This is a genomic window from Salegentibacter flavus, assembly GCF_900115145.1.
In the GTDB taxonomy this organism is placed as follows: domain Bacteria; phylum Bacteroidota; class Bacteroidia; order Flavobacteriales; family Flavobacteriaceae; genus Salegentibacter; species Salegentibacter flavus.
Genome location: NZ_FOVL01000001.1, coordinates 162,265 through 186,940, shown reverse-complemented (window position 1 = coordinate 186,940; position 24,676 = coordinate 162,265). Strand labels below are relative to the sequence as shown.

Annotated in this window: 20 protein-coding genes; all 20 read right to left on the bottom strand. The window is 40.2% G+C overall.

Annotated features, from left to right (window positions below; genetic code table 11):
* Nucleotides 1-23 precede the first annotated feature (23 nt).
* Nucleotides 24-563 (bottom strand): DUF420 domain-containing protein, encoded by a 540-nt coding sequence (locus tag BM266_RS00885; RefSeq protein WP_093404687.1) that lies wholly within the window; start codon nucleotides 561-563, stop codon nucleotides 24-26.
* Complete coding sequence (locus BM266_RS00880; protein WP_093404684.1) at nucleotides 560-1,294, bottom strand: SCO family protein; 735 nt, start codon at nucleotides 1,292-1,294, stop codon at nucleotides 560-562. Before BM266_RS00880 ends, BM266_RS00885 begins: the two co-directional genes overlap by 4 nt.
* Before the next feature lie 31 nt (nucleotides 1,295-1,325).
* Nucleotides 1,326-1,970, bottom strand: a complete 645-nt coding sequence (locus BM266_RS00875; protein WP_093404682.1) for a hypothetical protein — start codon at nucleotides 1,968-1,970, stop codon at nucleotides 1,326-1,328.
* An 83-nt stretch (nucleotides 1,971-2,053) separates the two neighbouring features.
* The gene (locus BM266_RS00870; protein WP_093404680.1) at nucleotides 2,054-2,416 is read right to left on the bottom strand and encodes a cytochrome C oxidase subunit IV family protein; all 363 of its coding nucleotides are present in this window, start codon (nucleotides 2,414-2,416) and stop codon (nucleotides 2,054-2,056) included.
* Between the two features lie 26 nt (nucleotides 2,417-2,442).
* Nucleotides 2,443-3,423, bottom strand: a complete 981-nt coding sequence (locus tag BM266_RS00865) for a cytochrome c oxidase subunit 3 (protein ID WP_093404677.1) — start codon at nucleotides 3,421-3,423, stop codon at nucleotides 2,443-2,445.
* Nucleotides 3,424-3,477: 54 nt separating this feature from the next.
* On the bottom strand, nucleotides 3,478-4,059 hold the full coding sequence (locus BM266_RS00860) for a cytochrome c oxidase subunit 3 (RefSeq protein ID WP_093404675.1): 582 nt from the start codon (nucleotides 4,057-4,059) through the stop codon (nucleotides 3,478-3,480).
* Nucleotides 4,050-4,952 (bottom strand): heme o synthase, encoded by a 903-nt coding sequence (cyoE, locus tag BM266_RS00855; RefSeq protein ID WP_093405307.1) that lies wholly within the window; start codon nucleotides 4,950-4,952, stop codon nucleotides 4,050-4,052. Before cyoE ends, BM266_RS00860 begins: the two co-directional genes overlap by 10 nt.
* An 89-nt stretch (nucleotides 4,953-5,041) precedes the next feature.
* On the bottom strand, nucleotides 5,042-7,165 hold the full coding sequence (locus BM266_RS00850; RefSeq protein WP_093405304.1) for a gliding motility protein RemB: 2,124 nt from the start codon (nucleotides 7,163-7,165) through the stop codon (nucleotides 5,042-5,044).
* 120 nt (nucleotides 7,166-7,285) lie between these two features.
* Entirely contained in the window at nucleotides 7,286-8,008 is a 723-nt protein-coding gene (locus tag BM266_RS00845; RefSeq protein WP_093404672.1) for an energy transducer TonB, read from the bottom strand.
* A 44-nt stretch (nucleotides 8,009-8,052) separates the two neighbouring features.
* Entirely contained in the window at nucleotides 8,053-8,457 is a 405-nt protein-coding gene (locus BM266_RS00840; RefSeq protein WP_093404669.1) for a VanZ family protein, read from the bottom strand.
* Nucleotides 8,447-8,827 (bottom strand): glycine cleavage system protein GcvH, encoded by a 381-nt coding sequence (gene gcvH, locus BM266_RS00835; RefSeq protein WP_093404666.1) that lies wholly within the window; start codon nucleotides 8,825-8,827, stop codon nucleotides 8,447-8,449. The genes BM266_RS00840 and gcvH overlap by 11 nt, the downstream gene beginning before the upstream one ends.
* A 61-nt stretch (nucleotides 8,828-8,888) precedes the next feature.
* Nucleotides 8,889-16,055 (bottom strand): T9SS outer membrane translocon Sov/SprA, encoded by a 7,167-nt coding sequence (gene sov, locus BM266_RS00830; RefSeq protein ID WP_093404664.1) that lies wholly within the window; start codon nucleotides 16,053-16,055, stop codon nucleotides 8,889-8,891.
* 3 nt (nucleotides 16,056-16,058) lie between these two features.
* Nucleotides 16,059-16,640: a Holliday junction branch migration protein RuvA gene (gene ruvA / locus BM266_RS00825; RefSeq protein ID WP_093404661.1), complete on the bottom strand. Its 582-nt coding sequence runs from the start codon at nucleotides 16,638-16,640 to the stop codon at nucleotides 16,059-16,061.
* An 85-nt stretch (nucleotides 16,641-16,725) separates the two neighbouring features.
* Nucleotides 16,726-19,020, bottom strand: coding sequence for an NADP-dependent malic enzyme (locus tag BM266_RS00820; protein ID WP_093404659.1), 2,295 nt, complete (start codon nucleotides 19,018-19,020; stop codon nucleotides 16,726-16,728).
* 190 nt (nucleotides 19,021-19,210) lie between these two features.
* Nucleotides 19,211-19,885: a PAQR family membrane homeostasis protein TrhA gene (gene trhA / locus BM266_RS00815; RefSeq protein WP_093405302.1), complete on the bottom strand. Its 675-nt coding sequence runs from the start codon at nucleotides 19,883-19,885 to the stop codon at nucleotides 19,211-19,213.
* A 143-nt stretch (nucleotides 19,886-20,028) separates the two neighbouring features.
* Complete coding sequence (locus BM266_RS00810) at nucleotides 20,029-20,637, bottom strand: hypothetical protein (protein ID WP_093404656.1); 609 nt, start codon at nucleotides 20,635-20,637, stop codon at nucleotides 20,029-20,031.
* The gene (locus BM266_RS00805) at nucleotides 20,621-21,112 is read right to left on the bottom strand and encodes an RNA polymerase sigma factor (RefSeq protein WP_093404654.1); all 492 of its coding nucleotides are present in this window, start codon (nucleotides 21,110-21,112) and stop codon (nucleotides 20,621-20,623) included. The genes BM266_RS00810 and BM266_RS00805 overlap by 17 nt, the downstream gene beginning before the upstream one ends.
* A 100-nt stretch (nucleotides 21,113-21,212) precedes the next feature.
* Nucleotides 21,213-22,139 (bottom strand): tRNA epoxyqueuosine(34) reductase QueG, encoded by a 927-nt coding sequence (gene queG / locus BM266_RS00800; RefSeq protein WP_093404651.1) that lies wholly within the window; start codon nucleotides 22,137-22,139, stop codon nucleotides 21,213-21,215.
* A gap of 89 nt (nucleotides 22,140-22,228) precedes the next feature.
* Nucleotides 22,229-23,557: a cytochrome P450 gene (locus BM266_RS00795; protein WP_093405299.1), complete on the bottom strand. Its 1,329-nt coding sequence runs from the start codon at nucleotides 23,555-23,557 to the stop codon at nucleotides 22,229-22,231.
* Between the two features lie 81 nt (nucleotides 23,558-23,638).
* Nucleotides 23,639-24,661 carry a Holliday junction branch migration DNA helicase RuvB gene (gene ruvB / locus BM266_RS00790; protein WP_093404649.1) on the bottom strand — a complete coding sequence of 341 codons (1,023 nt, stop codon included), beginning with the start codon at nucleotides 24,659-24,661 and terminating at the stop codon, nucleotides 23,639-23,641.
* Nucleotides 24,662-24,676 lie beyond the last annotated feature (15 nt).

Genomic DNA, 24,676 nt, shown 5'->3' with positions numbered 1-24,676 from the left:
ATAAAAGATTTAACACGAGATAATTAGTAATAAGGCATCATAAAAACATACACTAGAACCCCCGTTATAGCAACATATAACCAAATAGGAAAAGTCCACCGGGCGATGCGGGCGTGTTTATCATATTCAGCGGTAAGTCCCCGATACATCGTAAAGAGAACCAGGGGAACAATTATCGCCGAAAGTATTATATGGGTAATAAGTATAAAAAAGTACAAATACCTCAAAACTCCTTCGCCACCATAAGGTACAGGATCATTGCTCATCTTAGAAATCACATAACTTACCAGGAAAACAGCAGAAAGAAAGAATGCCGTAATCATTGTATTACGGTGAAGTTTGTATTCCTTAATCCTCATAAAAAAGTACCCCAACATCAGCAAGATAGCCGTGGAGCCATTCAGGATCGCATGAAAAAAAGGAAAAGTTCCTGCCCGGGTCCCGAGAAAGTTAAAGCGTTCAGGGAGGTACATCAAGATAAGTACGATTAAGGGTACGGCGATAGAAAGCGCAATAATTACCGGCACCGCAATTCTATCGGTTTTAGTTAGGCCTGCTCTCACAATAAGTTTTTAATATCTTCAATTAAAATATCAATTTCAGGGGTTTCTTCTCCTTCGGCTACAGATTTATTTCTTTCAACAGAACCTCTGTAATAAATTATGGGGTTGCCATAAGCATCTCTGCGTGACCTGATGTAACCTTCCTGGTCTACAAGAGCAAACATTCCCTGATGCGCAAAACCACCGGGAGCATCCTGGTCTTCACCGGCATAAATATTAAACCCGGAATTAGCCAATTCATAGATATACTCCTTATCCCCGGTCAAAAGATGCCAGTTAGGATTGGTAATCCCGTACTTTTCTGCGTATTCCTGTAAAACTTCAGGCGTATCGTAGGTAGGATCTATACTAAATGATGCGATCCCAAAATCTTCTTCATTATTAATCTCATTCTGAATATCCACCAGATTACTGTTCATAATTGGGCAAATTGTTGGACAGGTAGTAAAGAAAAATTCGGCTACATATACTTTTCCAAGGTAATCCTCATTGGTAATAGTGTCTCCATTCTGATCAATAAGTTCGAATTCGGGCGCTTTTTTACGTTCTCCATCGATCTCCATATAAGCGAGTTCTTCAGCAGAAGCAGATTTCCTCTCAGTTCCCTTTACATTCAATCGATCTGACTCCACTACTGAATCGGTGCTGATGCGATCTACTATTTTTGGAATAAAGATGATCCCAAAAATCAGGATGATCAGGGAAATTCCTATGTATGAATAATTCTTCATTATAAATGGTTTTCTATGGTTGTCGAAAAAATTAGTTTTTCCTTTCGGCGTTATTCTTTTTAAGGGCCATACGATATTCAGCGAGTATAACCTTCACGTCATCATTCATTTTATTGCTTAAATCCGCAACAGAGCTGGCATCATAACCATACATCTTTCCATAATCCTCATCGTCCTTCCTACCGCGAAGGTTTTTGTCTTTGTCTACAATAAAAACATACGGAGTGTGCAGGTTTTTATCCAGTTGAAAACCGGAGTTCATACTTTCAAAAACCGCTTTTACTTTTTCTTCAGAAGAGAAAACAAATTTCCAATTCTCTGGGTTGCCTATCGCCTCAAATTCATCGGAAAACCGAATAGCTTCCTCCCGGGCAGATTCTGGTAGCACGATCACGAATTGAAAATCATTAAATTCATAGTATTTCTCCAGGATCTTTTGATCGAGGTTAAACGTATGCCCTTTAATTTGATCCAGATCTTTTCCGAAGAAAGCTACAATACTAATCTTTTCCTCAAGAGAAACACTATCCCCCTGCAAACTTTCAAAATCATTTAAATCCTCTACATTTTCTGTCAACACAGGAAGTTTTGCAAAATTATTTTGTCCTGAAGAAAAAAAGAGGTAAGCGATAATGGGTAAGGCGAAAAGTACTATGAGCACAAAAAACTTTTTCATAAACCTGATTCTAGGAATGAGTACAAAAATAAAAAGACGGCTCCATAAAACCGTCTTTTCTTTATCATTTAACTTTCATCAGCCTAAAAATCCCAGGCTACGTGATTAGTTTTAAAAACTTCGTATATATAATCTCCTTCGGTAAGAAGAATAAATAAAAGATACCCTATAAGAAACACTCCGGTCCATACAATTGCTCTGCGCAAGCCTTTTACTTCTCCTTCAAGGTGCATGAAAGCCCAGGCAATATAATATGCCTTAAAGAGCGTAAGAATGATGAAAATCCAGTTTAGGAGGCTCATACTAAATAGATCAGTATGAACAAGAAAACCAGGTTTTATAATACCGAAAACAACCTCAACAATAGTCAAAACAGATAGTATTGCAAAAACTATCCAGATTCGCTTGGTATTAGATTCGTGATGATGTGCAGTTTCGTGTGCCATAATATTGTTCGTTCTGTCTTAGAAAATTATACCAGGTAAAAGAATGTAAATACGAATACCCAAACCAGATCTACAAAGTGCCAGTAAAGCCCAACTTTCTCAACCATTTCATAACTACCACGTCTTTCGTAGGTACCAATTACCACGTTAAAGAAAATAATGATGTTTATTAAAACACCTGACAATACGTGGAAACCGTGAAATCCTGTAATAAAGAAAAAGAAATCGGCAAAGAGAGGTGGTCCATATTCATTTTGAGACAGATTTGCCCCTTCTATAACTCCAACGGCCTCGGTGTTCAGCTTTGCAAGAGACTCGTCTCTACTAAGAATGGTTTTCTCGCCTTCTTCTGTTAAAGTTTGTGTTCTTACCAGAATATTTTCATTAGCTGCAAAACCAGCTTTTATTTCTTCGATGGAATAAGTAGGAAGCGCTGCGCCCTCTTCAAACCATACTCCACTTTCACGAGTATGTGGAACTCGCTCAGTTGGCATAACCTGCGCTACATCGGCAAGGGCCACCCGGTGACCTTCGTTATCTACAAACTGAAGAATATTCCCTCCCTTTGTGCTAACTGCACCATAAGTTCCGGTAATAAAGTTCTTCCATTCCCAGGCTTGAGAACCAAGGAAAATTAGTCCGCCAATAATGGTAAGAAACATGTAGAAAATCACTTTTCCCTTTTTCATCTGATGTCCGGCGTCTACTGCCAGAACCATCGTTACCGACGAAAATATAAGGATAAAGGTCATTAAGGCTACATAATACATGGGGGCATCAACCCCATGAAGGAATGGGAAGTGATTAAATACCTCATCGGCTATAGGCCAGGAATCGATAAATTTGAATCTTGAAAAACCATAAGCCGCAAGGAAACCTGAAAATGTAAGCGCATCGGAAACGATGAAAAACCACATCATCATTTTTCCGTAACTCGCTTTAAGAGGTTCATTTCCCCCGCCCCAGGATTTACCTTCGGTGCCTGTTCTTACAACAGTCGCGTCCATAGAAGAGTTTTTAGTTTAGTTTTTGAGTATTGCGCAAAAATAACGTAAATTTTATTATCTGAAGAAATATAAAAATAAAAACAAATAAACCCACAGAATATCTACAAAATGCCAGAAGGTGGTACCCAGCTCGATTCCAAGCATTTGGCCCGGCTGGTAGCGTTGTTTAAAATGGTTATAAATTACTACCAATAATACTATTAAACCTCCCGCTAAATGAGCTAAATGCACCAATACCAATACATAAATAAAGGATGTGGTGATACTGCTTTCACTACCTGTAAAATAATAACCCTGCGACACGATATCGTTAAACCCTTGAAATTGAAGGGCTACAAATAAAAGAGCCAGGATTAGTGTACCAAGCAAAAAGGCTGTTCCATTCTTAGGTTTAGAAGCGGCAATACTTCTTTTCGCCAGGAAAAAAGTAATACTACTTGCTACTATCACAAAGGTACTCCATACAAAGGCATCAGGAAGATCAAAACCAGTAAGCCAGTCTGGCCTGTTTTTACTTACAACATAAGCACTTGTTAATCCAGCGAAGGTCATCACCATACTTATAATCCCAAACCAGAGCATCATTTTTTTAGCTCTGGCAAATTTGCTTTTATCGGTTCCTTGTGTTAAATCCATTGTCTTATAAATTTATCCAGTACATATATAATTTGAAGCAAGGTAATATATGAAACGCTGGCAAACATTAATTTTTTGGCCGCCTGGGCCGATTTTTTCTTATAAAGATTAACTGCATAATACAACATCCCCAGCCCGAGCATTAATATTAAAATTGCCGCAACCGGAGTTAGATATAGCCTTCCTGTAACCCCAAATGCCGGAATTAATGAAACAAGTACGGTCCATACTGTGTATAGAACAATTTGTATTGCTGTTCCTTTATTCCTTTTCCCCGTAGGCAACATAAAAAAGCCTCCTTTTTTATAATCATCATACAACCACCAGCCCAAAGCCCAGAAATGTGGGAATTGCCAGAAAAACTGTATCATAAATAATATTCCCGGTTCAATCCCGAAACTATCTGTAGCTGCAACCCACCCGAGCATAAACGGAATCGCTCCCGGAAAGGCTCCAACAAAAACAGAAAGTGGAGTTTTGGTCTTTAGCGGGGTGTATATACTTACATAAATGAAGATGCTAAGTGCCCCAAACATCGCAGTTTTAGGATTGATGATATAAAGTACGATCAAGCCAAGAATAGTAAAGACACTCGCGATAATAAAAGCACGGGTAACCGTCATTCTGCCAGCAGGCACAGGACGGTCCTTTGTACGATCCATCAAAGCATCGAGGTTTTTCTCGATGATTTGATTAAATGCATTTGAGGCTCCAACCATAAGGTATCCTCCAATAGCAAGTAATAGTACAACCACAAAGTCTATGCTTTCAGCTCCCAGAAAATATCCCGTAATAGAAGAAAACACCACGCTAACTGCAAGTCGCATTTTGGTAATTTCTTTAAAATCGGTTAAGCGGGAAACAGTTGGGGTATGTACGCCGGAGCTACTCAAAAACAGTTTTTTAAATTGGCGCAAAGATAGCCCTTAATTCGTTTTAGACAAGGGCTCACAAATGTTAATTTTGGAGAACAGCAAGAGACTTAATAGTCGTAGTACCAATTAAATATATCGGTTCTTATTCCGAAGTTGATCCAGGTAGTTGAATTCTCAAACTGATTAAAGGTTTTTACCTCAGGCTTAAAATTTCGATAAATAAAACTTCCGTATAATTTAAGATTCGTGGCGGGATTAATTATATAGCCTGCCTCCACTTCAGCAAAAAGCGAACTAGTAGTGTTTCCCTGGCCTATTTTAACGCCGGTATCCAAATTCTCAGGCCGCTCCCTTTCACTGCCGTAAATATCACCACCATAATTATAATTATCGGCAAAATTATACCCACGTGTGCCATAGATGAATTTTCCATGGCCATACCATCTGTCTTTTTTGTAGCGAGCTATTGCCAGAATTTCCCTGAAACTTGCACCCCATTGATGTGCCATAGACTGGTTGTTATGCCCATAATTTAAAACCCCCGTATTATGAGAATAGGTATATGGCCGCACCTGGTTATACTCGGCCCTCAGGAAAAGACCAGGCACTGAGAATGCATTAAAATATTTTACTCCCAGTTGATACCCCAACTTGTTTTTCCAACTCTGTTCTCCCCCAAAAACATCAGCAGAAGAGAATTCGTCTATAACCCATTGCCCGTAGACATTTATTTGATCACTAACTTTATATTTTCCGGTTAGACCGATAATCGCGTTCCCGCCACGGGCGCCGGTAGAGAACTCAATAGCACGGTAAAAAATCACCGGGTTTAAATAATTAAGATCAAACCCGCGGTCGTTATCGTTTTCCCACACCACCGATTCAAAAAAGCCCAGATTTAGTCTTTTAGTAACATTATAGCTCAAATAATGATTTGCCATATATTTTGTGCGGAAAGAACCGCTCTCGGTAACCTCCGGTCTAACATCACGCAAAGACATCCAGGTATTGGTGTATTTAATCTTCCAGAAAGTGGTATTAAGCTTAAAATAAGGATAGGGCGAAGCATTATCACTCATTAAAAGCGAACGATATCCATCACCGATAAAATTTTTTCCGTGGCCAAATTCAAGATTAAAGAATTTCCCAGGGCTATAAGTAAGGTAACCTTCAGCTACAGGATAATCATAGCCGCCATCCATAAAAGGCTTTGCGATTCCACGGCCGGGAATAATGGCAGGATCGCCCCCATCTGGCCTTATTGATTCGGCATAGCGGTTGTAATAATCAGCAAATCTCCCCTGATTTTCATATACCACGGAATAGAAATTCAGCTTCTCCCCAAGGCCTCCCTGAAAGATCGCGGCCCTGGTGTTGTTATAAGTGAATTCGTATTCGGTTTGTTCGAAATCTTTACCTAATTGCATATCCATAGCAAAATCTATGGTGAACCAGTATTCATCGGTTTGAAACCGGATTAGATGTTCATTCCAGATTTTACGCCCAAGCAAGGAATTTGTATTTTTTAGCATTTGCATTTCTTTAGCCTCAAAATCGTAATAGGGAGCGACCTCATCGAAGCGCAAGGGTTTAGAAGCCGAATGAGTATTTGTGCCTATTCGATTAAAATTAGCATCGAATCTCGAATAATATTCATGACTTAACGGAATATTAATCCGGCTTTGATATCTGGGCCGCGTAAATTCACCCGACTTAATGCTATCGTATTCATTTAATGCCTGAACTTTGGAATCTGTTCTTTGAGCAATTTTCTTTTCTGTATTTTCTTCTGAAATGAATTCTTCCTGAACAGTTACTTCTTCAAGAGAAATCTCCAACGGAATCATCAGCTTCATTTTAAACTGCATAAAAGAAGGCCTGGAGTTATAAGTTGCTGGAGCAATTATAGGAAGAAGAGCAAAAACACGCTGAAGCTCCTCTTTTAATTCAGAATAAGCAGCATCAGTATACAGAAGATTAAAAGAGCCGGTTTTATCAACTTCAAAGATAAGGGTAGCTACTCCCCGGTAGTCTTCAGCTTCTACTTTTGAAGGTATTTGAAAGTTTTCAATAACAAAAGCTGAAAAAGTCCGCTCAAAACAGTCAGATTGTTGTTCATAGGGAACATTTTCACATTCGGAAAACCGGGGATAAACCTCTATATTGTTTTTAGTTTGTGCAGACAGGCAGACAGAGGCAAGAATCATAAAAAGAAGCAGTGTATACTTCATACCACTTGCAAGTAGGTTAGTTTCACAATGGGAATATACATTTTTTAAACAGAGTTTTAGAGCCAAAACAAAAAAATCCCGGGAAAATCCCGGGATTTGATATATAATTTATAGTAATTTTTAATTCTGAACCTGGAACACAATTGGAAGAGAGTACATAACTCCCACTGCTTTCCCACGTTGTTTACCGGGTTGCATTTTAGGCAGTTTATTGATTACCCTTGCAGCTTCCCTCTCAAGTCTTGGGTGTGGTGCACGGGACATCACGTTAACAATATCTCCGTTTTCGTCAATCTTAAACTGTACGATCACCCGGTTAACTCCAGATAATCCAAGCTCTGAACCAAGATCCTTGTTAAACTCTCTGTTTACGTGCTGCTGAATCTTCTGACTCATACATTGCTTCCGCTCCTCATTGTTTTTCATGTTCTCACAACCTGGATAGATTGGTACATTTTCAATAACGGCGAAAGGAACATCTGCAACTTCTTCTTCTACAGGAGCTTCTACAACCTCTTCTACTTCTACAATTTCCTCTAGGTTGGTTTCGGTAGACTCGATCTCGTCTTCTTCTACTTCTTCCTCATCTTCAACAACCTCAATCACCTCTGGCGCCGGTGGTGGTGGCGGTGGTGGTGGTGGTGTATTTTGCATTTCCGTGATTGGAATTTCTTCATCATCCAATTCATCTAAATTAAGCTGACCGGTATCGAGGGCGTCCTTGTCATAGGTTTTCCACTCAATGGCCTGCCAGGTAACAAAAAGGACTAAAATAAGACCTAACTGAAGAAACAGGACGCTTCTTCTGCTAAGATCTGCTTTAGGATTTTTCTTTGGTTCCATAATGGGTTATTGATTAATAAGGATTGCTAAAATAAATATTTTTTCTAAAAAACTAAATTAATCTTGCTTTTTAACCTTTGCAGGATTCCTTTAGATAACAGTAGTAACATCGCGGCACTCATCACACCCAAACTATTGGCTAATATATCCCACCAATCGGGTTCTCTGAAGCTGGTAAGGGCTCCTTGTAAACCCTCAATTAACATACCAAAAGCAATAGCAAGAACAGATATCTTAATTAAATAAGAATAATACTGCTTAAAACCCTGTTCCCTAAAAACTATATAAAGTTGCCAAAGTATAACCAATGCAAGATAGGCTATAAAATGTAAAAACTTATCTGTAGGGTTAAATTTACCCACACTAATTTTCCCCAGTTGCACCAGGGAACCAATGGTAAGGGCAAGGGTGTAAAGGCTTGCACCAATTAAAATGATTCTAGCTACCAATAATTTCTTTATAGGCTTCAGGGGTTAATAGATCTTCGAGTTGAGAAGCATCAGAAAACTTAATTTTAACCATCCAGCCATCTCCATAGGGATCAGAATTCACCTTTTCAGGCTCATCTTCAAGGCTGTCATTGAAGGCTACTATCTCTCCCGAAAGCGGAAGATATAGATCTGATACTGTTTTCACAGCTTCCACAGTACCAAAGACTTCTTCTCTTTCCAGAGTTTCATCTAGGGTATCTACTTCAACGTAAACAATATCACCTAATTCACCCTGGGCAAAATCGGTAATTCCTATAGTGGCGGTATCGCCTTCAATTTTAACCCACTCGTGGTCTTTGGTGTACTTTAAATCTTGAGGTATGTTCATAATTTGATATTATATATACGCAAAGGTAATTTTTTAATGCAATTGTTCAAACAGCCATTATCTAATTTCCGAAATTATATCTTAATGTTATTCCAGATCTGATAGTAGTCTGCGGAAATGCGGTAGAAACAGCGTATTCAGAAAAACTATGATCGTAATAAAATATAGCAGTGAGGTTTTGAGATAGCGCATAATCTGCCGTGAAATTGATACCCCAGATATCCTGCCCTGCAATAACCTGACTGGTCTCCAAATCTAAATATCTAATCACCGTATTATTCCTTCTGAAGGATACATCTCCTTTAAAATTAAGGTCACTACTCAAAATTCTATTTTGCCCGGCTAAACTAGTTGCAATTTTCAGGTCCTGTATACGGTACCCCATCCCAAGCCTGTATTCATTCCCTCGGGTCTCGGTAAGCAGGTTATTGTCAAAGCTAAGCGCAAGAGCTCTGTCTTTTCGAATTTCGGCAAGCACCTGTATCGAGGATTTTGTTTCAAGATCTAACCTAATCAAAGGAGTAAACAATTCGGTTAAAACTATGTTTGAATACAGCACAGGATTTTTAAAATCTCCCGCCTGGTTAACAGCAAACCTATCATCAGGATCGTAATCAAGATTGCTTTGAAACTGATTTATCGTGTAATTAGACTGATACCCGTGATTTAAAGAAATTCGTCTGAATTTATCCTTAAACCAACCTATTCTCATCAAGCCGGTATATTTAAGATCCCAGTTGGGTAAAGGTACATCTCTAAAAGCCCCGAGTTTAACATTATCGGGGTCAACCCCGGCATATGCCGAAATAAAGGCTGGTAATAACACGGCCTGATTGGTTTTCCCCAGTCCTACCGGGTAACCGTCTTCGTCTGTATTATTAGGATCCAGACCACGTTCAACAGCCAGTCTACGCGCTACATCCAACCTGTTTTCCCTGAAAGTTTCAAAGGTTTCTGAAGAGGCTTCTGAGGATTGATTAAATGCTGTCTTAAGCAGGATGGTCGAAATATTAAAATTCCCGTAAGTATATGGAGTCAAAGATTGATATTCCAGCGTGTTGGGATCAACTCTGTAATTTTCATTAAATGTTTCTGCATAATTTCGGTTGGCACTAATGTCTATGGTAAGATCCGGCAGAAGGTCCAAAGAAGCCTGAGCAGCGAGTTGTTCATTCTCAACTGTGGTAAACTGCTGGTTAAAATCCTGGAAAAGGGTCAACCATCCCCTTCTGGCGGCCATATACCTTATTTCGTCCTGAAGCCCGAAGGTAAAGCCCGTAGTTGGCCTTAGGGTCCCCATAAAACCTATTTCAGGAGTATAACCCGGCATAAAGGTCCCCTGACTATTCCTGTAGTTCACCTGAATCCTTTTTAAGGAAGTAATCACCCCAATAAAGGTATTATAACCTCTGTATTCTTTAGTCTCGGGAGGTGAAGCCTCTTGTGGTTCTTCCTGGGTTCCATCCAGGGTTGGCACTCCGGCACTGCGTTCTTTTATGGTACTGTTACCTACGGTTTTCTTCTCCACCAAACCAAGATAATCATATAGGTTTTGCATATCAAGGCTTGCATTCACCTGATGAGTATTCGAGTTCTGGATAGAATTTCCGATATCCGGAACCCCTTCCAGGTTTTCATATATTCTGGATCCCCGCTGCCATTGAAAATCACCGGTGAATGAATAGGTAGCTTTCAAAAATCGCAATACCGGTAGTTTTTCCAGGGGCAGATCATAATTTAGCTGAAGGCTCTGATAATGCAGATTAGGCTCCCCTATATTGAAGAAATCATCCCACAGGCCAATGCTGTTATCGGGAATACCGTCTTCAGTGATATAATTCCTTACAACCCTGTTATTCGAAGCATTGAAATTGAAATTCAATGATCTGGTCAAATTATAATTTATGCCGTAATCCCAATTAAATAAATAATTCCGTTGATATAAAACAGGTAATCCCAGATCGTTTTCTGTCAATTCAAGGCTTCGGAATTTCTGTTCATTATACTGCCGGAGAATATTTGAACTAGCATTAATATTTGTTGGAAGCGGATTAAAATTGAAGTCTTTAATAATTGTAAAATAATCACTGCTGTCTAATACCGCAATATTCTTAAAAGGTTCAATGGGTTCATTTGCAAAATTAAACTCATAGTTTCCTCCCACCCTCACATTTTGATCAAGGCTTTCTTCAATTTCAAAATCCCTGTGGTCTACCTGGTTGTATGAAGTGGAAAAAGTGAAATTCTCAATATCGTAAGGCATAGGTTTTGCTTCGCCGGTCCTTTCTTTTCTTAGCCCTATTACATTTATGCTTTGGCGTTTTGTATAAGACTGCGATTGCTTTTTAACCTTGTCCCTTTCCACAGGATCAACGATATCCTGTAATCGTGTATCCAGTTCCACATCAAGGAATTCCTGATCGTATTTTGGAGTTACCAGTTCCTCGCCGCGACTATAATTTACAGGAATTCTTAGCCCCCATTTCTGCGGAAATAATTGCCCCATATTTAAATTGGTAACCACATCATATTGCTGAACATCTTCCCTGCTTCGCTGATTCGGTCCCTGATCCAGCGTACCGAATCCAACAGTGCTTTTACGTCCTGTCGCCGCAAGGTTGGCAAAATCCGCAAGATTGGTATCCATATTAATAATACTGGCCCAGCCCCCTTCATTATTAAGATCTGAAAGTCTTAATTCGTTAAACCACACCTCACCACAAAGATCCTGCACGCTATTATTTGGCATCCCGTTTTTCAGGCCGAGCATTAGTACCCGAACATTTCCAAAACTTGGATTTCCCTTAATTCCTATTCTCATTTCTCCGGGGTCGTAGGTATCTTCAGCATCGGTTAACTCAAGATCCTGAGTATAAAAATTAAGATCCCCTGAATTCAATGAAGGATCACCCAATACACTTGTTTTAACCCTTTTCAATAACTCCAGGGGTAGGTCAAGGCGATTTACTGCCGGCCAGATTTCTTCAGCAGACTGTGCTCCAAATAATGTTGGGCTTAACGGAATTTCAACCTGATAAAAGTTATCGGTAAAATCTGTTCCTATTCTTAAGAAAGCCACCAATTGCCCATCTTTTAACGGCGTTTGGTTCACCAGAGATTCGGCGTGCAGGAACATCTCAAGGTTTTTATACTGCCGCATATCAATCTGGAAATTCTTATAAACAGCACGGGCATCCTGGGGTTCAAGATCACAAACCCTTAAAGCCAGCGACTGTTCATTTTGCCTGATATTGGTATTGCTTTCAAAAAGCTCTTCTCTTATCACGCCCGGAGGCAACACATATGGAATTGGCTGCCGGTTTTCATTCTCTTCTATGTTTACCGCAGTAACTTCAAATAAAGTATTGGAATTTTCGGGCCTGGCATTCTCAATTTGCAAACTCTGGTTATACCTGCGGTAATCACCCCTAACCAGTTCCATCGTCCCAAATCTTAACAAAGTAGGATCTTGAAAACCGGTTAGAAACATCCTCATAAATCTTATCGATCTAAAATCAGCTATACCCCCTTTGCTATCGGTTGGTTCGTAAATAGGCACCTTGAACTGAAGCCACCTAACCGGAAGTTCCTGTCCGTTTCTTAGACTCACATTGAGCTCCTTAACATCGGTGATATACTGGTTATTATCTATATCCATACCCTGGAAGAAAGGTACTTCATACTCAAAGTAACTGTCTATGGTATTCATCGTATTGTCCCTGTTAATATCCTCGGCAGTAGGCAAAGTGGTGTTCCCGCGGTTTGTATTTCCAACCTCGGTTGGGGAATTCCCTTCAATCCCGTTATAATTTCGGTAGCGATTTACGATGTTTCCGTCGCGGGCAAGAAAATAGTCATAATTATCACCGGCAGGATCTTCCAGGTTTCCAAATTCCGGAAATTTCACAGCTTCTTCTTCATCAGAAAGACCGTTATACCCCACATCCTGGTTTAAACGTTCCTGGCCTTCAGAATCAAAGGCATACACCAGGGACTGATCGGAAGGCACCTTTCCAAAATTTGTAGATATGGTATTACTGTCGCCTCCATCTTTAGGCAAGCCATTTTCATATTGTTTTCTTCCATCCTTTACAACATCTTCGGAAATATTCCCAAGATTGAAGTTGATGCTTCCTCCAGAATTCCCGCGGTTTTCCTCATAAATATATGGATCCATCACCCAGAATTCGATGAATTCCACGTTAGACTGCTCAAAGTTTGTAGCGCTTATTCCCCGCATCATCCCGCCAAAATTATCGGTTGGATTCGGCAAAGTATTTCCCCCTGAAGCAGTAGGATTAAAGTTATAAGGTCCGCGTTCCCCGGGAAAATACGCTACATCCATAGTATAAACAACCATAGGCTGCCCCTGTACCACATCTGTATTGGGGAAAATTTCACTCATTGAAACCCGCCGGGTAGCATAAGAAGAAAGGTCGGCATCGGTAATTCCATCGGGCCGATTACTGCTGTAAAAAATAGGGTCTATGGTGTACCAGGCTAGTTTAGCACGTTTAAAGCCTACGTTTATGTCACCATTAGAAAGCTCACCTCCAAATCCCAGAGGAACGCTGGAGAGGTCCCAGCTTAGGGGGGTGTTAATCCCAATAGAGGTTTGAGCAGCTTCAAAATCGTCAATATAAGTCGTGGTTTTTCCTCCAAAATCATTAATATTCGGTGATCCCGGCTGCAGATAGGCAAATTCGCCGGTCACCGAAAAATTAGATTCAACATCGGTATCTATATTCGGAAGCTTATTCACCAATCGGGTGAAGAAAGGAACTTCAGTAGAATAATTTAAATTGAAACCGTAAATCGAATTATTGAGCGGTTCGTAGCTATAATTAGCCTTTTGAGTTAATGGTCGTTCTTTTAAATTCAGGAAGGTAGCGCCTACAAGGAAATTTTCATTGAAAAGATGTTCTACATTAACCCCGGTAAAGCGTTTGGTCTGTTGCCCGAAGAGCGCATTGTTTTCCGTATTTACCTGAATGGGAATATTAGAGGCAAGTAAACCTTCATCGAGGATTTGAACACGGCCAAGTTCATAATTCACCACATAATCTACGCCCTCCTGAAGCACCCGACCTCCGGCCGTTACTGTTACAGAACCCGGCGGCAAATTAAAGCCAATCGGAATTCCTTCTACCTCAGCCGACTTATATCTTCCTTTTAATTGAAATTTGTTCTTCTCGGCCTCTTCCTGTTCGGCCTGAGTTTTGGTGGTGCTGTAAAGGGAACGAAATACATATTTTAATTGGTTTGCATTCCAGGTATCCTTATCGGCATAATCTTCTGTCCCGGTATTGGGCGTATTATCCAGTTCCCTGAAAAGGTGCTCTCCGAAAGGCTCCACCGAAGTAAAAATCACATTTCCATTTCGCGGATCTATGGTTAGGCCGGGAACATAATCAAAAAAGCCGTCCCCGCCCACGATGGGATCGTTATTGGAGTTAAGCTTATCCAGATTAAAAACCCTCAACAGAGGAGTATCGCTTACATCTTCTGGCAAGGGAGTAGCCCCATCCCCTGCAGGTTTAATATAGTTAATCGGTTGCGGATCGGTATAAAGAATATTCATTCTGAAATCTTCTCTTTCCAACTCATAAGCACCCAGGCTGTAGATATTCTTCATCATTAGGTCCCAGATAGGCTCATTTACGTTGGTAATCGTGCTTTTAAGAAGTTTTACCACCAGGTTACGGTTAGAACGTGCATTGATGTCCTGTTCATTTTCATCACCTGGTTCTTCAGCAGAAACAGAGCCGGTAGCATCTACCCCATCGTTCGCAAATTCACCAACCTGGTACACCTGTCCGTTAGCAGTGAACTGAAATGCAACTGCCAGCACCTCGTCATTACTTAAACGCTGGTTTAACGAAATATAGCCCAATTGGGTATTTAGTGTATATTCATTAGACTGTAACTGACGGGCGTTTTCGAGTTTTATATAATCGGTCCCTTCTGAAACCTGCACACCTCCAAAACCACTTTCTATGGTAGAAATATCCCTGATGGCAGGAGTAAGGACAGACTCCTCAGTACCATTGATTCCAAAAGGATTAAAATCGTTATTCGTGTTATCGGGAAAAGCACCTTCAGCCTGGTTAAAGAAACCAGCAGGCGGATTATCCAAACCTATATTTCCTTCTAAAAAAGTTTCCCCAAGATCCTGAATTCCAACAATATTACGAGTATCCTGAAGATTTTGAATATTATTGGTTCGATTGGTCACCCATACCTGGATTCGCTGTACCTGGATATTGGAATTTATAAAGGGATAATCCCTTAAAGCCTCGTCATAATGATCTCTAAAATAATGTGCCAGGAAGAAATGCCTATCCTGATCGTATTCCAGGATGAATCTTTCAAAATCTTCAATTGTTGCTCCACCTTCAACATTCACCGTTCTCCGTTCTGATTTTTGTTCAGAAAACACTCCCGTAATCCTGGTTTTTCCAAACTGGAGTTCGGTTTTAAACCCAAAAAGACTCTGTGCGCCCTGCATAAGTGCATTATTCAAGGGCATATTTACGTTACCAACCTCAATCTTCTGAATAATATCATCTTCATTGGGGGTATATTCCAGTTTCAGTTGATTCTGAAAATCGAAGGTTGATTCAGTATCATAATTAGCAATGATACCCAGGCGTTCCCCCACCTGTCCCTGAAGGCTTAAACTTATACGCTGGTCAAAATCGAAGGTGAGATTCTTTCGGTTTCGCGGAGAAAAAGCCGGGTTATCCTGTTTGGTATAAAGCAGTCCCAAATCCATTTCAACAGTACCCTGAGGTACAATATCTATCTGGCTCCCGCCAAAAACACTCTCAAAAAAACCGGAGTTTACATAGAAATCCGGCAACATATCTTTCTGAATTTCTTCGGCTCCTTTTTTATTCCCGGCGAGGGCATCACCTTTAAGCTTAAAATAGTTTTGCATCTCTTCCCGAAGCACAAGTTCTTCAAATTCTTCAGGAGTAAGGATGAGGGGTTGCGACAAACTGATATTGCCGATGCTTTCACGGAAGATGTAACGGTCTAAAATGGGATCATACTCATACTGGGAAGAAAAACTCTCGGGATCGGGCAATGAAATTGTGCCCAAGTCATATCCGGTTCGGGTGGTGTCCTGCGAAGTCTCCTGTCCTGATAAATTAGTTGAAATTACCAGCGATAACAGTAAGGCAAGCGGGACCGAAGTTGACAATTTCAAGTAATTGTTCTTCAATTTCTAAAGGTTTTTAAGCGCCAGTTTAATGAGGGACTCCACGGTGGGGCTGGTAGAATCCTTTAAAATTTTATCTATAACTTTCCCTGCTTGCTTCCGGGCAAAGCCCAGGGTTTCTAAAGCTGATAACGCTTCTTCTTTAATTGTATTGTCCTGAGAAACAAAAACTTCATCTCCTCCCTGCACTTTCAGGATCTTATCTTTCAGGTCTAAAATAACCCGCTGGGCAGTTTTAGCTCCAATTCCTTTTACACTCTGAATTGTTGCTACATCGGCTGTGGCTATGGCATCCCTTACCTGACTAGGTTCAAGCGAAGACAACATTGTTCTTGCCGTACTGGTACCCACTCCCGAAACCGAGATCAGCAACCGGAAAACTTCCCGCTCATATTTGTCACTAAAACCATATAGGGTATGAGAATCTTCTTTTACCTGCAAATGGGTATAGATATGTACAGCTTCAGCATCGGGAAGTTTAGAAAAAGTATTTAATGATATATTTAAAAAATAACCAACTCCGTTACAGTCTATCACCACATGCGTGGGATATTTTTCAATCAATTGCCCCTTTAAATGATGAACCATATATCAATTCAAGCTTAGATATCAAATGTAGTAAAATTAACTTAAGCCTGAAACGCTCATTTCATAGGCTTTTTCATCAAATTTACTACAGATTTTCCTTTTGTTTCTTTCTTTCTTTTTCCTGTGCATCAACTACGGCAACGGCTGCCATATTCACCATTTCTTCTACGCTCGCCCCTAGCTGAAGAATGTGTACCGGTCTTTTCATACCCATCATAATTGGCCCAATAGAATCGGCATGATTCAGCTCTTTAAGCATTTTATAATTACTATTCGCTGAATCCAAATTCGGAAAAATTAAGGTGTTCACCTTCTTCCCGGCCAGTTTAGAGAATGGGAATTTACTCTGAAGCATTTCCCTGTTAAGGGCAAAGTCTATCTGTAATTCTCCATCAACTTTTAATTCTGGTTGCCATCGGTGAAGGTACGAGACTGCTTCTTTTACCTTCGAGGCGTGGGGGTCTTTAGATGATCCGAAATTCGCATATGAGATCATTGCTATAACCGGTTCCAGCCCAAAAAGCTGCACGGTGCGCGCAGTCATTTGTGCAATTTTAGCCAGATCTTTTGCCGGCGGATCAATATTAATGGAGGTATCACTTATAAATAATGGGCCACGCGAAGTATTCATAAGGTTTGTTGCGGCCACACGGCTAACTCCTTTTGCTAATCCAATAAGTTCGAGCATAGGTTTTACGACAGTTGGATAAGCTCTGGAATACCCTGAAAGCAAAGCTTCGGCATCTCCTGTATTGACCATCATCGCCGCGAAATAATTTCGAAGACGCATAAAATTCTCGGCATCATATAGAGTTACTCCACTTCGATTGCGTGTTTTCCAGTAAGCTTCAGCATAGTCTTTGCGTTTATCTTCCTGTTCATCAGATTTAGGATCAAGGATCTCAACATCGGCTTCAAAATCTATTTCCTGCATAAGCTCCTGAATCACCTCTCTTCTCCCCAGGAGGATAGGAATTCCAATTCCTTCATCATTTACTATCTGGGCAGCCTTAAGAACATCAAGATGGTCGGCTTCAGCAAAAACAATGCGTTTAGGGTCCATTTTGGCCCTGTTCATCAATAAACGTGTGATCTTATTATCACTTCCCATGCGCTCCAGAAGCTCTTCCTCATATTTTTCCCAATCCTGAATAGGGTGCCTGGCACACCCACTTTCCATAGCAGCCCGGGCTACCGCCGGAGGAACTTTAGTAATAAGCCTTGGGTCAAAAGGCTTGGGAATAATATAATCGGGACCAAAGTTCATACGGGTCTCTCCATAGGCAATATTTACCTGTTCGGGAACGGGCTCTTTGGCTAGTTCGGCCAGGGCTTTAACCGCGGCCATTTTCATTTCTTCGTTAATTTTAGTAGAGCGAACATCAAGAGCGCCCCTAAAAATAAACGGGAATCCCAGTACATTGTTCACCTGGTTAGGATGGTCGCTACGGCCGGTTGCCATTATCAGATCTTTTCTAGTAGAGATAGCCAGGTTGTAATCGATCTCGGGATCGGGATTGGCCATTGCAAATACAATAGGTCTTTTCGCCATGCTTTTCAGCATTTCGGGAGTTACAATATCAGCAATAGAAAGACCAACGAAAACATCGGCATTTTTCATCGCCTCATCCAGAGTATCGATCTTACGGGAAGTCGCAAATTCGGCTTTTTCTTCGGAAAGGTCTGGTCTGTCTTTCCTTATAACCCCTTTACTGTCCAGCATGACAATATTCTCGGGCTTGGCTCCAAAGGCTTTATATAATTTGGTACAGGAGATTGCAGCAGCACCGGCACCATTAATTACTATTTTGACCTTTTCCATTTTCTTTTTAGACAATTCCAAGGCATTCAGCAAAGCAGCCGCAGAAATAATCGCAGTCCCGTGCTGGTCGTCATGCATCACCGGAATATCAAGCTCCTCCTTCAGGCGTCTTTCAATCTCAAAAGCTTCAGGAGCTTTTATATCTTCAAGGTTAATTCCACCAAAAGTGGGGGCGATGTTTTTTACAGTTTCAACGAACTTATCTACATCTTTTGTGTCTACTTCAATATCAAAAACATCAATATCGGCAAAGATCTTAAATAGTAAGCCCTTGCCTTCCATAACGGGTTTTGAAGCTTCAGGACCTATATCCCCAAGACCAAGAACGGCAGTACCATTAGAGATAACAGCTACCAGATTTCCTTTGGTGGTATATTTATATGCATTTTCTTTATCCTTTTCAATCTCTAAACAGGGTTCTGCCACTCCCGGGGAATAAGCCAGAGACAAGTCTCTTTGTGTTGAATATTTTTTAGTGGGAACTACCTGAATTTTTCCAGGTTTTGGTTTCGCGTGATAAACCAGGGCTTCACGCCTTTTTCTGGGAGTACTACTCATAATTGCTCAATTTGACTGTATCTACAAAGTTAGGAAGGTTGTATGAATAAAAGACACAAACTTCCCGGAAAAGGTCGCAAAACACAGCTTTTTAGATTAATATTAAAAAGACCTTCTTCTGAGAAAAAACCCTTCAATAAACCCTACTATTACTTCCTTAAAAAAGGAATTCTAATAACTATTCTGAATTTTAAGAAAGGATATTTACTGATTCTCCTGGCAAGACATAAAAGTAAATGGAGATAAAATGGCAGAAACTTCCCAGGAGGACGAAAATATGAAAGATAGCATGATTGAATTTTATCTTATTCAGACTAAAAATTATAGCTCCCACTGTATAGGAAATACCCCCTGCAACCAACCATAAAAGCCCCGGCAATTCAAGATTATTCACGAGAGGTTTTACCGCAAAAACAATTATCCATCCCATTACAACATACATTATCGTTGAAAGTATATTGTACCTCCCTGTAAAGAAAAGTTTCAAAATAATTCCTGTGAGTGCGAGGCCCCAAACCACCCCAAAAATACTCCACCCCACAACTCCGTTTAATGTGACTAAGGCAAAGGGCGTGTAAGTGCCCGCAATTAGCACATAAATAGAGGCATGATCTACAATATTTAACCGATATCTCCAGGTAGAATCTTTTGAGGCATGATAGAAAGTGGAAGCCGCGTAAAGCAGAATCATGCTTGCGCCGAAAATACTAAAACTTACCAGGTGCCTGATACCTCCCAGCTCATTCGCTCTTAAAATTAGCAGTATCAATCCAATTACGCTTAGCGCGAATCCAAAACCGTGAGAAATGATATTAAATTTCTCTTCAAGCGGGGGATAATAATGACAGGTATCTTCTTGCTTCATCATCAAATTTTTATTCATACAACAACCTGTATTAATTTAGGGAAAAATTGAATAAAATAATTAACGAACTAAAGAAATTATCGAAAATTTTATTTCCCTGAAAAATCAATATTTCTCTTTAAACTTTAAAATCAAGAATCTAACTAAGACTTCATCAAGTCTTCCATATCTTCAATGGTGCTTTCTAACCTTGCCAGTAACCTTCCGTATACAATTTTTGTAGCGAGACGATAGCAAAGAATTCCGAGCACGGAAAGAAATACAGCCAATCCTAAAATAAGCAGAATCTCCAAAGCTAAATCGAGCTGTCTAAATTTTGTTAGCATTTTGGTGCCCTGAAAGAACATCCAATAAGCCGGGATAGTCACTAAGGGTAAACCTAATCCAATGAGCAATGTTGTAAATCTCATGATCCTTTTCAATTGAATCCTGTAATTCAGAAGATAACTATAGGTATTATCTCTTATATCCAGAGTTTCAAGTCCTTTTAGCATCTTTTTGTTGAGAAAAAACAGTGCAATAATAAGAACAGCCACGTATATGCCCAATATGACTTTGCCTATAAAGGCAAAAATTGCCAGTAAAATAACGGCTATAAGAAGCAGACTCAAATTATCCTTCTTCGATGTACTGTTAATTTGTTGGATGACTAGCCCAGATTTTCTTTTGTACAAATTGGATACTACCGGAGCTGAAAGTCCTTTTTCAGCTTCAAATCCTTTTTTCCAAATATTTTCAATAGATCTTTCCATCAAGCAATTTTTTAAGTTGTTTTTTAATACGAGTGATTCTCACCCCAATGTTATTTGGCGTGGTTCCAATAATAGTCGCAATCTCTTTATAGGAATTCTCTTCCAGATAAAGTAAAATAATAGCCCGGTCTAGTTCAGATAATTGGCGTATCGCCTTGTACAGAAGCTGTAAAGATTCATCCTGAAAAGAATTTTCAGTAATAGGTATGTTCTGGACTTCTATGTAATCTGTAGAACGAGCCTGTTTCTTTTTTCGCTTTTTCAAAAGGCTCATACACACATTTAGAGAAATTCTATAAACCCATGTAGACCATTTGGCTTCTTCTTTAAAATTCTTGCGGCTATTCCAGATTTGCAGACACACCTCCTGATAATAATCCTGAAAATCTTCCTCGGTATCGGTATATGCCCTACAGATTTTAATGATAATTCCTGCATAAGGTAGAATAAATTGGGTGTAGAAATCTTTACTCAAAATTGTCTTTACCTGTTTAGTGACGAAAATCGCGGTTTATTACAGTGCGACAAAAAATATTTTTATTGCCTGCCTGTTTTTAGAAGTGAATCGAAGAGTTTTATTTCTTTAAAAAATCAATATTCCTTTTCAAACCTTCAAATTTTGTCCTTTTCACGGCAGATTTTCTGAAGATCTCATTGAAGGTTTCTTTGGTGATCTCTTCCCAGTCCTTTTTATCATTTTCAAGTAACCCGGGATGTGGATTAAACAGAGGTTCATTATGCGGTTTGGAAAAACGGTTCCAGGGGCAAACATCCTGACAGATATCGCAACCAAACATCCAGTCTTCAAACTGGCCCTTAAAGGAGTTTGGAAGCTCATCCTTTAATTCAATTGTAAAATAGGAAATACACCTGCTGCCGTCAACTTTATAAGGTTCTACGATGGCCTGAGTGGGACAGGCATCTATACAAGCCGTACAGCTTCCGCAGTGATCGGTTACCGGGGTATCATATTCCAGCTCCAGGTCTACAATAAGTTCAGCAATAAAATAAAAAGAGCCCGTTTGCTTAGATAAGAGATTGGAATGCTTACCTATCCAGCCGAGACCGCTTTTGGCCGCCCAGGCTTTATCCAGCACCGGTGCCGAATCAACAAAAGCACGCCCTTCTATTTCTCCAATTTCATTTTGCATAAACTGCATCAGGTCTTTAAGCTTATCCTTGATCACAAAATGGTAATCCCGCCCATAAGCGTATTTACTAATCTTATAGGAATCCTGATTTTGAATTTGCTGAGGATAATAATTCAGCAATAAAGAAATTACCGATTTTGAACCTTCTACAAGTTTGGTGGGATCAAGGCGTTTATCAAAATGATTTTCCATGTATTTCATTTCGCCATGCATCCCTTTTTGAAGATATTTCTCCAGGCGGGGGGCTTCCTCTTCAAGAAATTCGGCTTTAGAAACCCCGCATGAAAGAAAGCCGAGGCGTTTGGCTTCGGCTTTAATTAAGGAGGTATATCGCTCTTTTAAATTACTCATACTGATTTTACAAAGATGCGATTTTTTAAATATAACCTATTTCACAAATTTCACCAACCCTATTCTTACCAGACTATGGTGAAGTAGCATTAGGATCTCTTTTCAAATCTCAAAATAGCATTTTTGGGTTTCAACGTAATTAAAGGTTTTATTTCAATTTCTTCTTTATTTGTACTGATCCTGTACCTGGAAACCAGCTCTGAAATGGCTAAAATCATTTCATACATCGCAAAGTTATTACCAATGCACTTTCGTGGTCCTGCCCCAAACGGAAAGTAGTGGGCGGTATGTTTGGTGCCTTCAGCAAATCGGGAAGGATCAAATTCCTGTGGATTTTCCCAGTATGTAGCATCACGATGAATTTCATAGATCGAAAACAATAAATTTGAATTTTTATGTATTCTGAATCCGTTAAATTCATCTTCCTCAAAATTAATACGATCTATAAAATAAACCGGCGGATATAAACGCATAGCTTCTTCTAAAACCTGTTTCGTATAAGTACAGGAGGCCATCAGTTCAATAAGATTGCTGGCCTTTTCCTTAGCTTTTTTTGTTTCCGAAGCAATTCTTTCCTGAATATCCGGATGTCTTGCGAGGAGCTCAGCAGTGAAAGTGAGTGCATTCGAAGTGGTTTCATGACCTGCGGTAAAAAAGATCAGAATTTCATCGATCAGTTGTTTCTCGCTCATTGCCGTGCCGTCATCATACCTCGCATCAAGCAGCATATCCAGCAGATCTCCCTCGCCTACAGGATTTTCTTTTCTTTCCCTCACTAATTTCCTAAGGATTTCACGCGCCTCTTCAACTAAGGCCATATGCTTTTTTATGCTTCCTCCATACTTAAACCACCAGCGCTTAAAAGGCTGACGGAGTTCTTTGACCAGCATTCGCTGTGCCGCTTCGGTAATATATTGCAAGTGGTCGATCTCCTTTTGGCCTACGGCACTGCTAAAAAGGGATTTTACCACCGTTTGAAAGGCAAGGTCATTAAAAACAGGAAAAATATCTATGGATTTATTGGGTTCGATCTTGTCCAACTCTAGTAAAATAGCCGAATTTATTGTATCCATTAAACCGGCGATTTGCTTCTTATGAAAAGCGGGCTGTATGAGTTTACGCTGTTTCCGCCAGTGTTCTCCTGTAGAAGTCAGGAGGCCGTTGCCCAGGTATTTTGCCATATCCCGGGTTTGGATTGGCGATTTCTCAAAGTTTTTATGGTTTTTCTGAAGGGCATATTCAGCAAAGGCAGCACTCCTGGAAAAAACAAGGGGATTCCCAAAACCGGTTTTAACTCTGAAAATATCTCCCAGTTTTTCAAAATTTTCAGCATGAAAAGGCAAGGGATTTTTGAGGATAAGATTGGCTTTCCCCATAAATTTTAGCCACGATACAGCCGGAATGTCTTTACCTTTCATACCTCCCATTTGAAGGTTCAAGTTAAGAAGAAACCACCTGAAACGGCTTGAATCGAAAAGAAAACACTCTTTTTTTAACTTTTAGAACAATCCGCCCTGTGTATTTCCTTTCGTCCTGCCAAGGTGCCGGTAGGCTGCTTCGGTTACTTCCCGACCACGAGGGGTGCGGTAAATAAATCCTTGCTGAATGAGGAATGGCTCGTAAACCTCTTCGATGGTTTCAGCGCTTTCGCTTACTGCGGTAGCCAAAGTTGTGATCCCCACGGGACCACCTTTAAATTTATCTATAATGGTTTCCAGGATCTTATTATCCATTTCATCCAAACCGTGGGTATCTACGTTTAACGCTTTGAGACCATATTGGGCAATTTCCATATCGATTTTGCCATTGCCTTTAATCTGTGCAAAATCCCGCACTCTTCTTAGAAGCGCATTGGCAATACGTGGAGTCCCCCGGCTCCGGCCTGCAATTTCGATAGCAGCATCCAGGGTAATGGGAACTTTGAGTATCTCAGCACTTCTTTGAACGATGTCTGAAAGCAGTTCGGTGGTGTAATACTGAAGTCTACTGGAAATACCAAAACGTGCACGCATAGGCGCTGTAAGAAGTCCTGAACGAGTGGTTGCTCCCACCAGCGTAAACGGATTCAAATTGATTTGAACAGTCCTCGCATTTGGCCCGGTTTCAATCATAATATCAATACGGTAATCTTCCATTGCTGAATAGAGGTATTCCTCTACCACAGGACTCAATCTATGGATTTCGTCAATAAAAAGAATATCCCTCTCATCCAGATTTGTAAGAAGACCGGCCAAATCTCCGGGTTTATCCAGGACAGGCCCGGAAGTGACTTTAATTCCGACACTAAGTTCGTTGGCTAGAATATGTGCCAGAGTTGTTTTCCCAAGCCCCGGAGGTCCATGGAAAAGGGTGTGGTCTAAAGCTTCGCCCCTTTGATTGGCCGCTTCAACAAAAACCTTTAGATTTTCCAATACCTGATCCTGACCTGCAAAATCATCAAATTCCAGGGGGCGCAAGGCCCTTTCTATATCAATTTCTTCGGGAGAAAAATTTTCTCCGCTGGGATCCAGATTTTCATTCATAACTATCATCAGGTC